This is a genomic window from Microbacterium sp. TW_SC_2 (assembly GCF_055361165.1).
The window spans coordinates 2,330,005-2,342,962 of record NZ_CM143952.1; the positions used below are offsets into that span (position 1 = coordinate 2,330,005).

Annotated in this window: 10 protein-coding genes; 6 read left to right on the forward strand and 4 right to left on the reverse strand. The window is 70.8% G+C overall.

The window, feature by feature from the left end; genetic code table 11:
• Positions 1 to 13: 13 nt before the first annotated feature.
• Positions 14 to 1,291, forward strand: a complete 1,278-nt coding sequence (locus ACWA14_RS11075) for a DUF445 domain-containing protein (RefSeq protein WP_463793387.1) — start codon at positions 14 to 16, stop codon at positions 1,289 to 1,291.
• Position 1,292: 1 nt separating this feature from the next.
• Positions 1,293 to 2,225 (forward strand): agmatinase family protein, encoded by a 933-nt coding sequence (locus tag ACWA14_RS11080; protein WP_463793389.1) that lies wholly within the window; start codon positions 1,293 to 1,295, stop codon positions 2,223 to 2,225.
• A 46-nt stretch (positions 2,226 to 2,271) separates the two neighbouring features.
• Here ACWA14_RS11080 and ACWA14_RS11085 read toward each other — a convergent pair whose 3' ends face one another.
• Positions 2,272 to 3,279, reverse strand: coding sequence for a LacI family DNA-binding transcriptional regulator (locus ACWA14_RS11085; RefSeq protein ID WP_463793391.1), 1,008 nt, complete (start codon positions 3,277 to 3,279; stop codon positions 2,272 to 2,274).
• A 144-nt stretch (positions 3,280 to 3,423) separates the two neighbouring features.
• Between ACWA14_RS11085 and ACWA14_RS11090 the strand changes: the two genes are divergently transcribed.
• The 4 genes from ACWA14_RS11090 to ACWA14_RS11105 are packed head-to-tail and all read left to right on the forward strand — an operon-like array spanning position 3,424 to position 8,502.
• The gene (locus ACWA14_RS11090; protein WP_463793394.1) at positions 3,424 to 4,677 is read left to right on the forward strand and encodes a sugar ABC transporter substrate-binding protein; all 1,254 of its coding nucleotides are present in this window, start codon (positions 3,424 to 3,426) and stop codon (positions 4,675 to 4,677) included.
• 2 nt (positions 4,678 to 4,679) lie between these two features.
• Positions 4,680 to 5,801, forward strand: a complete 1,122-nt coding sequence (locus tag ACWA14_RS11095; RefSeq protein ID WP_463793398.1) for a carbohydrate ABC transporter permease — start codon at positions 4,680 to 4,682, stop codon at positions 5,799 to 5,801.
• On the forward strand, positions 5,798 to 6,637 hold the full coding sequence (locus ACWA14_RS11100; protein ID WP_463793401.1) for a carbohydrate ABC transporter permease: 840 nt from the start codon (positions 5,798 to 5,800) through the stop codon (positions 6,635 to 6,637). The genes ACWA14_RS11095 and ACWA14_RS11100 overlap by 4 nt, the downstream gene beginning before the upstream one ends.
• The gene (locus ACWA14_RS11105) at positions 6,634 to 8,502 is read left to right on the forward strand and encodes a glycogen debranching N-terminal domain-containing protein (protein ID WP_463793403.1); all 1,869 of its coding nucleotides are present in this window, start codon (positions 6,634 to 6,636) and stop codon (positions 8,500 to 8,502) included. Before ACWA14_RS11100 ends, ACWA14_RS11105 begins: the two co-directional genes overlap by 4 nt.
• Positions 8,503 to 8,524: 22 nt before the next feature.
• Here the strand turns inward: ACWA14_RS11105 and hutI are convergent, their stop codons facing one another.
• Genes hutI through hutH form a run of 3 tightly spaced genes read right to left on the reverse strand, consistent with a single transcriptional unit; the run spans position 8,525 to position 12,916 of the window.
• The gene (gene hutI / locus ACWA14_RS11110; RefSeq protein WP_463793406.1) at positions 8,525 to 9,691 is read right to left on the reverse strand and encodes an imidazolonepropionase; all 1,167 of its coding nucleotides are present in this window, start codon (positions 9,689 to 9,691) and stop codon (positions 8,525 to 8,527) included.
• Positions 9,688 to 11,382, reverse strand: coding sequence for a urocanate hydratase (gene hutU / locus ACWA14_RS11115; RefSeq protein ID WP_463793408.1), 1,695 nt, complete (start codon positions 11,380 to 11,382; stop codon positions 9,688 to 9,690). The genes hutI and hutU overlap by 4 nt, the downstream gene beginning before the upstream one ends.
• Positions 11,375 to 12,916, reverse strand: a complete 1,542-nt coding sequence (gene hutH / locus ACWA14_RS11120) for a histidine ammonia-lyase (RefSeq protein ID WP_463793411.1) — start codon at positions 12,914 to 12,916, stop codon at positions 11,375 to 11,377. Before hutH ends, hutU begins: the two co-directional genes overlap by 8 nt.
• Positions 12,917 to 12,958 lie beyond the last annotated feature (42 nt).

Below are 12,958 nucleotides of genomic sequence, written 5' to 3' on the forward strand. Positions count from 1 at the left end.
GAAGGATGGCGTCATGCCGCGAACACCGATGGCTCTGCTGTCCCCCGCCGACCAGGTACGCCTGCGCGCCCTCCGCCGAATGAAGGCGGTCGCGCTCGGCGCCCTGATCTTCATGGCGATCGCGTTCGTGATCGCCTTCATGTTCCAGGAGCGCCAGCCGTGGCTGGCGTACGTGCGCGCTGCGGCCGAGGGCGGCATGGTCGGCGCGCTGGCCGACTGGTTCGCCGTCACCGCGCTGTTCCGTCGCCCGCTCGGGCTCCCGATCCCGCACACCGCGATCATCCCGAACCGCAAGGACGAGATCGGTCGCACGCTCGGTGAGTTCGTGGAGACCAACTTCCTCGCCGCCGACGTCGTGCGCACCAAACTGTCGAGCACGGCGATCGCCCGGCGCGCCGGCGAGTGGCTGCGCGAGGCGCCCCATGCCGAGCGGATCGGCGCCGAGGGCGCGACGATCGCGACGGCGGTGCTCAACGCCCTCAGCGACGACGACGTGCGCGACCTGATCTCCGATCTGGCGCGCGAGCATCTGGTGTCGCCCGAGTGGGGGCCGCCGGCCGGCACCTGGCTCGAGAAGATCGTCGAGGCGGATGCCCACCACGGCGCCGTGGATCTCGCGGCGGACAGCATCGGGCGCTGGCTCGAGGCCAACGCCGGCTCGTTCACGGGGCTCGTCTCCCGCCGACTGCCGTCGTGGGTGCCGCGGCTCGCGCACCGCTTCGTCGACGACACGGTCTACAACGAGGCCATCAAGTTCATCGCCGCTGTGCAGGCCGACCCGCAGCATCCCGCGCGCCTCGCGGTCGACGGCTACCTCAGCCGACTGGCCGACAACCTGCAGCACGACCCGGACACCCGCGCCAAGCTCGAGAACGCGAAGGCATCGCTGTTCGACAGCCCGCGGGTCGGCGCGCTGGCGGCGGAGGCCTGGAACACCGCGAAGAACGGCCTGCTGGGCGCGCTGGCCGATCCCGAGAGCGGGCTGAGGCGACGGGCCGTGCAGGCCCTGCAGGAGGTCGGCGAGCGCCTGACGACGGATGCCGCGCTGCAGAAGCGCGTCGACACCTGGGTGTCGGACGCCGCGGTCTTCCTCGTCGACCGCTACCGCCACGACATCGCCTCGATCATCACCGACACGGTCGAACGCTGGGACCCGGTCGAGACCACCGAGAAGATCGAGCTCATGGTCGGCCGCGACCTGCAGTACATCCGCCTCAACGGCACCTTCGTCGGCGCCCTCGCCGGTCTCGCGATCTTCTCGATCGCGCATGCCCTGATCCCCGGAGTCTGACATGGCACCCCCTGCGCGACCCCTCACGGACGACCCGCTGTGGCCGCGTGCCGGCTCCTGGCCCGCCCATCAGGGCACGGCCGATGCGGTGCTGCTGGGCGTGCCGACCTGGCGCACCTCGCTGTCGCCGACCGGAGCGCATGCGACACCGGCCGCGATCCGCGAGGCCCTCCCCCGGTACGGTGCCACCCTGCTGGGGCCGCCGATCGTCGATCTGAACGAGCAGTTGCGCATCACCGACGCGGGAGACGTGTCCGAACCCGACGGCGATGCCGGCGAGGCGACGGTGATCCAGCGCGTGCGCGAGCTGAGCGGGGGCGCGGAGCTCGTGATCGCCCTCGGCGGCGACAACTCGCTCACCTACCCGGTCGCGCTCGGGGCGAGGGCGACCGGTCTGATCACGATCGACGCGCACTTCGATCTGCGCGACGGCGTCTCCAACGGCACTCCGGTGCGGCGCCTGGTGCAGGACACGCCGGCGGCCTCCGCGCTCGAAACGATGCGCATCGACCCACGACGGATCGTGCAGATCGGCATCGCGGACTTCGCCAACTCGGCGTTCTACGCGCAGCGCGCCGCGGAGTGGGGCATCCGCGTGATCACGCTCGACGAGGTGCGGCGACGCGGCGTCGCCGACGTGGTGGTGGAGGCCCTCGAGATCGCGGGGGCCGGACCCGATCCGCGCGTGCATCTCGATGTCGACGTCGACGTCTGCGACCGGAGCGTCGCGCCCGGCTGTCCGGCGAGTGTTCCCGGCGGGTTGCAGGCCGCCGAGCTGCGTGCGCTGACCCGCGCCGTGGCATCCGATGCCCGCGTGGTGAGCGCCGATCTCGCCGAGGTCGACGCGACGGCCGACACCGAGGATGCCCGTACGGTCCGCCTCGCGGCCCTGTGCGTGCTGGAGCTGCTCGCGGGCCTCGCGGCGCGGCGCTGAGCCCTGCCGGACGACGGCGCCGGGCCCTGCGTCCGCCCCGGCACGGTCAGCGGACGATCAGCTCCGGCGTGATCAGCGCGTGCGCGGCGCCGCTGCGCAGACTCCGGGGCGCCACGATCTCTCCCGTGGGGCCGAGGAGGAGTTCGAGGACGGCCGTCGCGACGTCCTCCGGACGCTGCTCGACACTCGAGAATCCGAGTGCCTCCGCGGTCGGCGTGTTGTCGAAGCCGATCACCGGCAGCCGCAGTCCCGCCGAGGCGACCGCGAGCAGGGCGCCGACGGCGAGCGAGTCGCTGGCGCAGACGAGCGCGTCCGGTGCGGCATCCGCGGCGAGCGCGGCATCGACGGCGGCTCGGGCGATCGGTACGCCCTCCTCGGCGATCAGGCGATCGCCGGACGCGCCGGCGGCCGCCATCGCCTCGCGCCAGCCGCGTTCGCGGTCGTCGCCGGTGCCCGACCCGGGCGGCCAGCCGAGGAAGGCGACGCGACGCCCGCCGCTCGCGAGCGCATGCTCGGTCGCGGCGCGGGTGCCGGCGGCTCCGTCGACATCGACCCAGAGATGGCGCGGATCGGAGATGTCGTCCTCGCCCCAGGGGCGGCCGAACGAGATGAACGGCAGGCCGATCTCGTCGAGTCTGCGCACTCGGGGGTCGTCGCGTTCGGTGGCGGTGAGGATCGCGGCGTCGATCTCCGACCCGTCCCAGAGCTCGCCGAGACGGGCGAGCTCCGCCTGCGGGGTGCGTGCCGCGTAGACGAGCATGCGCATGCCCCGGTCGCTCGCCCGCTCGGTGATGGCGTGCACGAAGCGGTCGAGCACCACGCCCGAGACGCCGCCGAGGTAGGGGTCGAGACGGATGCCGATGGTCGAGCTGCGCCGCAGTCTCAGGCGCCGCGCGGCAGCGTGCCTTCGGTAGCCGAGTGCCTCGATGGCCGTGAGCACGCGATCCCGCGTCGCCGGACGGACGATGTCCGGGGTGTTCAGCACGTTCGAGACGGTCTGTCGCGAAACGCCGGCGTGGGCGGCGACGTCTTCGACGGTCGGCGCTTTGGCCATGGGCACCTCCTTCATCGTGAGCGGGCTTGACACTTTCCGCGTCCGCCGCCTAGCCTATTCCACGCAGAGTTTGATCGTTCAAATTTTTGCCGTCGACACCCGGACACCTCGGTACCCGCCGTGACTCATCAAAGGAGAGAGACCATGACCCGGCCCCCCACACGCGCACTTCTCGGCACCGGAGCGGTGCTGCTGACCAGCACCCTGATCCTGACCGGATGCGGATCCGGGTTCTCCGGCGGAGACTCCGCATCTCCGGACGCCGAGGGTCTCACGTCGTCCGACGACGCCCTCACCCTGCTCATCGGATCCTCCGGCGATGCCGAGACGGCCGCCGTGCAGTCGGCCGTCGACGCCTGGTCGGAGGACTCCGGCGTCGAGGTCTCGCTGCAGGTCGCCAGCAACCTCGACCAGGAGCTCTCGCAGGGCTTCGCGGCCGGCAACCCGGCCGACCTGTTCTACCTTTCCACCGACCAGCTCGCGGGCTATGCCGCGAACGGCTCGCTGCAGCCGTACGGAGATCAGCTCGAGAACAAGGACGACTTCTACCCCTCGCTGGTCGAGAACTTCACGGTGGACGACACGTTCTACTGCGCACCGAAGGACTTCTCCACGCTCGCCCTCGTGATCAACACCCGCCTGTGGGCCGACGCCGGACTCACCGACGCCGACATCCCCGAGACGTGGGACGACCTGGCCGCGGTCGCGAAGACGCTGACCACGGCCGACCAGGTCGGACTCGCCTTCGGCGCCGAGTACCAGCGCATCGGCGTCTTCATGGCCGGGGCGGGCGGCGGACTCGTCCGCGACGGCGCCGCGATCGCCGCCGACGAGGCCAACGTCGAGGCGCTCGACTACGTGAAGACGCACCTCGCCGACGGCACGTTCGCCTTCGCGAAGGACGTCGGGGCAGGCTGGGGCGGAGAAGCCCTGGGCAAGCAGTCCGCGGCCATGGTGATCGAGGGCAACTGGATCACGGGCGCGATGTCCAACGACTTCAGCGAAGTCGAGTACACGGTCGCCGAGCTCCCCGCCGGCCCGGCGGGCCAGGGCACTCTGCAGTTCACCAACTGCTGGGGCATGGCTGCCGACAGCCCGAACCAGCAGGCCGCGCTCGAGCTCGTGCAGTATCTGACCAGCGCCGACAGCCAGCTCGCCTTCTCGAAGGCCTTCGGTCCGATGCCGTCGATCGCGTCCGCCGCGGACGCCTGGACGGCGGACAACGAGGCCCTCGCGCCCTTCCTCTCCGGAGCGGACTACGCGCAGTTCCCCCCGAACCTCGACGGCGCCGCCGACGTGATCGCCGATTTCAACGCCCAGCTCGAGTCGCTGAAGTCGGCCGAGCCGGCGCAGATCCTCGAGTCGGTCCAGTCGAACCTCGAAGCGATCGTCCCGTAGTCATGACCGTTCAGGTCGCACCTCGCCGCGGCGGAGCGTCCGCGCTCCGTCGCGGCGAGGGCTCAGGACTCCGTCGCGGCGAGACCGCCGCGGGCTGGCTGTTCACCGCGCCGGTGATCCTGATCCTCGGCGTCTTCCTCCTCGTCCCGGTGCTCATGGCCCTCTGGGTGAGCGTCTCCGACTGGGCCGGCCGCGGCAGCCCCCTCTCCGGCGACGTGTCGTTCGTCGGCGCGGACAACTACGCAGCCGTGCTCACCGACGGCGGTCTCGCCACGCGCGACTTCGGCACCGCGCTGCGCAACAACGCCTGGTACGTGGTGCTGGTCGTGCCGCTGCAGACCGCGCTCGCCCTCTTCCTCGCCGTGCTGGTCAACCGTGCGATGCTGCGGGGTCGTGGATTCTTCCGCACCGCCTACTACTTCCCCTCGGTGACGAGCTCGGTCGCGATCACGGTGCTGTGGATGTTCCTCTTCTCGGCCAGCGGCGCGGTCAACGACGTGCTCTCCTGGTTCGGACTCACGGGGCCGAACTGGTTCAACGACCCCCGCGGCATCCTGCACCTCCTGCTGAGCACCGTCGGCGTGGAGACCGGCCCGGGGGCACTCACCCAGGCCGGCACCCTCGGCGTCTCCTGGTGGGACTGGCTGGCCGGCCCCTCGATCGCCATGAGCGCGTACATCCTGATGGCCGTCTTCACGACCTCCGGCACGTTCATGCTGCTGTTCCTCGCCGGGCTGCAGAGCATCGGGGCCGACGTCGACGAGGCGGCGATGATGGACGGCGCGAACGGATGGCAGCGCTTCTGGCGGATCACGCTCCCGCAGCTGCGCCCGACCCTCTTCACCGTGCTCACACTCGGCCTGATCGGATGCTGGCAGGTGTTCGACCAGATCTACGCGGGCACGCAGGGCTCGCCGAGCAAGACCACGCTGACGCCCGCGTTCCTGTCGTACCAGACCGCCTTCACGAAGCAGGAATGGGGGCAGGGTGCGGCGATCGCGTTCCTCCTGTTCGTGATCATCGTGGTGTTCACACTCCTCCAGCGCTGGGTGCTGAAAGACCGCCCGGTGTCGCGCCGACGTCTGCGCGCGTACAGCGTGACCCGGAAGGGAGGGGCGTCGTGAGGCTCTCGACCAAACAGCTCACCTGGCAGATCGTGCTCTACGCGGTCCTGATCCTGCTCGCGATCATCTACATCTACCCGTTCCTGGTGCAGGTGTCGACGAGCTTCAAGACCGATGAGGATGCCGCCTCGTCCGGCATCTCCCTGATCCCCGAGGTGTGGACCTTCGCCGCGTACGAGCGTCTGTTCGCGAACTCCACGTTCCCGTCGTGGTTCGTGAACAGCACGGTCGTGACCGTCTTCGTCACGCTCGGGCGCGTGTTCTTCAACTCGCTCGCCGGGTACGCGTTGGCGAGACTGCGCTTCCGCGGCCGCGGCATCGTGTTCGCCGCCCTCGTCGCCGTGATGGCCGTGCCCGCGGTCGTCCTGCTCATCCCGAAGTTCCTCGTGACCAACCAGTTGGGGCTGTTCAATTCCTACGCGGGCATGATCCTGCCGCTCCTGGTCGACGCCGCCGGGGTCTTCATCATGAAGAACTTCTTCGAGTCGATCCCCGCGTCCGTCGAGGAGCAGGCGAGGATCGACGGGGCCGGCACCTTCCGCATCTTCTGGTCCGTGGTGCTGCCGATGGCGACCCCCGCGCTCGTCACGATCATCATCCTGTCGTTCCAGGGCTCGTGGAACGAGCTCAGCCACTTCATCGTGTCCACGAACGACCCCGCCCTCACCACGCTCACCAAGGGCGTCGCCTCCCTGGCGAGCGGACAGCTGAGTCAGGGCACCCAGTACCCGATCAAGCTCGCGGCTGCGCTCATCATGACGATCCCCGTCGCCGTGATGTTCTTCATCTTCCAGCGCCGCATCATGAACACCACAGAAGGAGCCGTCAAGGAATGACCCCCACCCCGCCCCTCCAGCCGCTGCTGGACGACGCCGTGATCGTGCTCGAGGCTCCGACGCAGGTCTGGTCGGATGCCGCCGGCCGCATGGGTACCGCCCCGATCCATGGCATCTTCCACGGCGACACCCGACACATCCGCGGCATCGAGGCTCTCGTCGACGGCACAGCCCTCGAGTCGATCGCCTGCTCCTCCCCCGATCCGCGACGCGTCGTGTTCACCGATGTGCTCCGGGGCCTCGACGACGACTCCGCCGACCCGAAGGTGCGTCTGGACCGCGAACGGCAGGTGTCCGCGGGCCGTTTCGTGGAACACCTACGCCTCTCCTCGCATCGGGCCGTTCCGATCACGGTCCCGGTGTCGGTGCGCGTCTTGCCCGACTTCGCACCGATGCAGCAGGTCAAGGCCGGGCTCACCCCGGCCACGCCCTGGTCGTGGGACGGCACGACCTGCCGGTCCGGTGACGCGGAATTGTCGCTCACGGCGGCCGGCGCCGCCGTGTCGCGCGAGGAGGACGCGCTCGTGCTCCGCTGGCAGATCACGGTGCCCGCTCGTGGCGCGGTCACGGTCACATGGGAACTCGACCTCTCCGATCCGACGCTCGTGGTGGCGGGAGCCCACCCGGCCCCCGCGGAATCCCCCGTCGAGGCGCCCGCCGACGTCCGGGCGGCCCGCTGGCTCGCCCGCGCCTCGGCCGATCTCGATGCGCTGCGTCTGGCGCTGCCCGCGCACCCGGAGGACGCGTTCTACGCGGCGGGAGCCCCCTGGTTCTTCACGCTGTTCGGTCGTGACGCGATCTGGGCCGCCCGGCTCGCTCTCGACACGGACCCGACGATGGCCGCGTCGACCCTCCGCGTGCTCGCGCGCCTGCAGGGAACCTCCACGGACCCGGCGACGGCGGAGGCCCCCGGCAAGATCCCGCACGAGCTGCGCAGCGGCACCCTCTCGCTCCCGGGCGAGGACGTGCACCTCCCGCCGCTCTACTACGGTACGGTCGACGCGACCCCGCTCTGGGTGTGCCTGCTGGCGGACGCGCGAGACGCCGGTCTGCCGGAGGACGACGTGCGCGAGCTCCTCCCTGCCCTGCGCGCGGCGCTGGGATGGATGATTGAGCACGGCGACGCGTCCGGGAGCGGCTTCATCGACTACGTCGACGAGACGGGTCACGGACTCGCGAACCAGGGGTGGAAGGACTCCGGAGACTCGATCCAATGGCGCGACGGTCGCCTCGCCGACGGGCCCATCGCGCTCAGCGAGGTGCAGGCGTACGCCTACGAGGCCGCGATCCGCGGTGCCGATCTGCTCGATGCGCTCGGCGAGCAGGGCGCGACGGATCTGCGGCTCTGGGCGGCGGACCTCCGGCGCCGCTTCCGCGAGGCCTACTGGGTCACCACCCCGGAGGGGCGCTACCCCGCGATCGCTCTCGACGCCCACGGGGCCCCGGTCGACACGCTCACGAGCAACATCGGGCATCTGCTCGGCACCGGGCTGCTCGATCCGGAGGAGGAGCGCGCCTGCGCCGACCTCCTGGTCAGCCCTGCGATGTCCAGCGGCTACGGCATCCGCACGATGTCCACGGGCGCCGAGGGCTACTGGCCACTGAGCTATCACGGGGGCAGCGTCTGGGCGCACGACACCGCGATCGCCCTGCACGGGATGCTGCGGGCGGGACTCCCCGAACAGGCAGCCGCCGTGGCGCACCAGCTCCTCGACTCGGCCGAGGGCTTCGACTACCGCGTTCCCGAGCTGCAGTCCGGTGAGACGCGGATCCCCGGCGGCCGCCCCGTGCCCTACCCCGCCGCCTGCCGCCCGCAGGCCTGGTCGGCCGCGGCCGCGGTCGTCTGCGCGAACGCGCTGCGGTGAGCGATCCGGCCTCGCGGTGGGATCATCCCGCCGCGAGGCCGTCCTTCCACACCGTGTGCACCAGCGGTACGCCCGGGCGATAGGCGAGATGGACGCGCGTCGGCGCGTCCAGCATCACCAGGTCCGCGCGGGCACCGGGCGCGATCACGCCGATGTCGTCGCGGCGCAGCGCCCGCGCCCCGCCGGCCGTCGCCGCCCACACGGCCTCGGCCGGCGTCATCCCCATGTCGCGCACCGCGATCGCGATGCAGAACGGCATCGACGACGTGAAGCTCGACCCCGGGTTCGTGTCGCAGGCCAGGGCGACCGTCACACCGGCGTCGATCAGCCGCCGGGCATCCGGGTACGGCTGACGCGTGGAGAACTCGACGCCGGGCAGCAGTGTGAGAACCGTGCGCGACCCCTCGAGCGCCGCGACATCGTCGTCCGACAGATAGGTGCCGTGGTCGACGGATGCCGCCCCGAGTTCGACCGCCAGGCGCACACCCTCCCCCGGGCCGAGCTGCCCCGCGTGGATCCGCGGGAGCAGCCCGCGAGCGATCCCCGCTTCGAGCACCCGGCGCGACTGCGGCACCGTGAAGGCACCGGTCTCGCAGAACACGTCGATCCACTTCGCGTACGGTGCGCAGGCGTCGAGCATCGGTCCGATCACCAGGTCCACGTACTCCTCGGGACGCTCGGCGTAGTCGGCGGGCACGACGTGTGCGCCCAGGAAGGTGACCTCCTCCGTGACCTCCGCGGCGAGACGGACGAGCCGCTCCTCGTCCGCGACGCTCAGTCCGTACCCGCTCTTGATCTCGACGGTCGTCGTGCCCTGCGCGCGCATCTCGTCGACGAATCCGCGCACCCGCGCCCGCAGCTCCTCGTCGGACGCCGCCCTGGTCGCGGCCACGGTCGAGCGGATGCCCCCGGCGGCGTACTTCTGCCCCGCCATGCGCGCCTCGAACTCGGCGGCGCGATCACCCCCGAACACGATATGGCTGTGGCTGTCCACGAACCCGGGGATCACCGCGCGTCCCCCGGCGTCCACGATCTCGTCGGCGACAGGCGCTTCCGAGACCGGCCCCGCCCAGGCGATCCGTCCCCGATCGATCAGCACCGCCGCGTCATGCAGCGCCCCCGAGATGTCCGCATCTCGGGCGACGTTCGTCGTGAGCTCGCCGATGTGAGAGATCAGCACAGTGCTCACAGCATCGGCACTTTCAGTCCGCGCTCGCGAGCGATGTCGCGGGCGTGCTCGTATCCCGCGTCGACATGGCGCATGACCCCGGTACCGGGGTCGTTCGTGAGCACCCGCTCCAGCTTCTGCGCGGCGAGCTCGGTGCCGTCGGCGACCGTGACCTGCCCCGCGTGGATCGATCGGCCGATGCCCACGCCGCCGCCGTGGTGCAGCGAGACCCACGACGCTCCCGAGGCGGTGTTCAGGAGCGCGTTCAGCAGCGGCCAGTCCGCGATCGCGTCGGAGCCGTCCTTCATGGCCTCGGTCTCGCGATAGGGCGAGGCGACGGATCCGGAATCGAGGTGATCGCGACCGATCACGATCGGGGCGGCGAGTTCGCCCGACGCGACCATCTCGTTGAACTTGAGCCCGGCGAGATGGCGCTCCTGGTAGCCGAGCCAGCAGATGCGGGCCGGAAGACCCTCGAAGTGCACGGTCGAACCCGCCTTGTCGAGCCAGCGGTGCAGCGCCGCGTCGTCGGGGAAGAGCTCCGCGATCGCCCGGTCGGTCTTGTAGATGTCCTCGGGGTCGCCCGAGAGCGCGGCCCAGCGGAAGGGTCCCCGCCCTTCCTCGAACTGCGGACGGATGTAGGCCGGCACGAAGCCGGGGAATTCGAAGGCGCGGTCGAAGCCCCCGAGCTGCGCCTCGGCGCGGATCGAGTTGCCGTAGTCGAACACGGTGGCTCCGGCATCCTGGAACGCGACCATCGCCGCGACCTGGGCCGCCATGGACGACCGCGAACGCCGGGTGAACTCCTCCGGATCCCGCTCGGCCTCGGCCTTCCACTGCGCGACCGACAGGCCGACGGGGAGGTACGCCAGCGGATCGTGCGCGCTGGTCTGATCCGTCACGATGTCGATCGGGGTGCCGCGACGCAACAGCTCGGGGAACACCTCGGCGGCATTGCCGACCACGCCCACCGACAGGGCCTCTCCGGCGGCCTTCGCGGCGACCACCCGTGCCACGGCGGCGTCGAGATCGGTCGAGTATTCATCGAGGTACCCGTGTTCCACGCGACGCGCCAGACGCGACTCGTCGACGTCGACGATCAGCACCACGCCGTCGTTGAGCGTCACCGCGAGCGGCTGCGCCCCGCCCATGCCACCGGCCCCGCCGGTCAGGGTGAGCGTGCCGCGCAACGAGTCGCGCCCGAGCGAACGGGCGACGGCCGCGAAGGTCTCATAGGTGCCCTGCAGGATGCCCTGCGTGCCGATGTAGATCCAGGAGCCGGCCGTCATCTGGCCATACATCATGAGTCCGAGCTCCTCAAGTCGGCGGAACTCCGGCCACGTCGCCCAGTCGCCCACGAGGTGGGAGTTCGCGATCAACACCCGGGGCGCCCATTCGTGCGTGCGGAAGACCCCGACGGGCTTGCCCGACTGCACCAGCAGCGTCTCGTCGGGCTCGAGCTCATCGAGGGTGCGGACGATCGCGTCGTATGCCTCCCAGTTCCGCGCCGCCTTGCCCGTGCCGCCGTACACCACGAGGTCTTCGGGGTGCTCGGCGACCTCAGCGTCGAGGTTGTTCATCAGCATCCGCTTGGCAGCCTCCGCACCCCAGCTCTTCGCGGTGCGCTGATTGCCGCGGGCGGCTCGGATGCTGCGCCGGTCGACGGCCCCGTCCTGCGCGGAGGCCTCCGGGTGGGAAGTGATGTCAGACATGCGCGTGCTCCTTTGCGATGCGGGCGACGTCGCCCGACTGGACGAGGGCGGTGACGGCTTCGATCTCGGGCGAGAGGTAGCGGTCCGGCCCCGGGCCCGCGGCCACGGTGCGCACGAGGTCTCGCACCGCTCCGGTGGCCGGACCCGCCTGCAGCGGCGCGCGGAGGTCGAGCGCCCGGGCTCCGGTGAGGATCTCGATCGCGAGCACCCGGCCGAGACCGTCGATCGCGCGGCGGAGCTTGCGAGCGGCCGCCCACCCCATCGACACGTGATCCTCCTGCATCGCGGACGAGGGGATGGAATCGACGGATGCCGGGACGGCGAGACGCTTGAGTTCCGACACGATGCCCGCCGATGCGTACTGCGCGATCATCAGGCCGGAGTCGACGCCGACCTCATGCGCGAGGAACGGGGGAAGACCGTGGCTGCGGGCGGGATCCAGGGCCCGGTCGGTGCGGCGCTCCGACACCGAGGCGACATCGGCGATGGAGATCGCGAGGAAGTCGAGCACGGCGGCGACGGGAGCGCCGTGGAAGTTGCCGTTCGACTCGATCCGTCCGTCCACGGTGATCACGGGGTTGTCGATGACGCTGGCGAGTTCCCGGCCGGCGATCATCGCGGCGTACCCCAGGGTGTCCCGAGCCGCGCCGTGCACCTGCGGCGAGCAGCGCAGCGAGTACGCGTCCTGCACGCGGCCGTCCTCGGGGCCCTTGTGGCTGGCGACCAGAGGCGAGTCCGCGAGAAAGGACCGCAGGTGTGCGGCCGACGCGGCCTGCCCGGTCTGCGGACGCAGTGCCATCAGGTCAGCCGCGAAGACTGCGTCGGTGCCGAGTTGCGACTCCACCGACATCGCCGCCGCGATGTCGGCCGTCAGCAGCAGCATCTCGAGATCATGCAGCGCGAGCACCAGGGTTCCGAGCATCCCGTCGGTGCCGTTGATCAGCGCCAGTCCTTCCTTCTCGACCAGCGTGAGCGGGGCGATGCCCGCCTCCGCGAGAGCATCCGATGCCGGGCGCAGGGCACCCGACGCGTCGCGGACCTCTCCCTCCCCCATCGCGGCGAGAGCGATGTGTGCGAGCGGCGCGAGATCGCCGGAGCACCCGAGCGATCCGTACTCCCGCACCACCGGGGTGACGCTCGCGTTGAGCATCGCAGCGTACGTCTCGACGACGAGCGGGCGCACCCCGGTGCGCCCCGAGGCGAGTGTCTGCAGACGCAGGAGCTGGAGCCCACGGACGACCTCCCGCTCGATCTCGGCTCCGGTCCCGGCCGCGTGCGAACGGATCAGGCTGGCCTGCAGCTGCAGCCGTCGATCCGGCACGATGAACGTCGTCGCCAGTGCGCCGAAGCCGGTCGAGACGCCGTAGTGCGGATGCGGATCGGCGGCGAGCCCGTCGATGACCTCGCGTGTGCGGGCTACGCGGTCGAGGGCATCGGCGTCGATCACGACAGCTGCGCTGTGGCGGGCGACGGCGACGACATCGGCGGGGGCGAGGGGCCGGGCCCCGACGAGCACGGAGGCGAGATCGATCATGATCCGATTCCACACCCGAACCGCCCTCGCACGGAGTCGGAC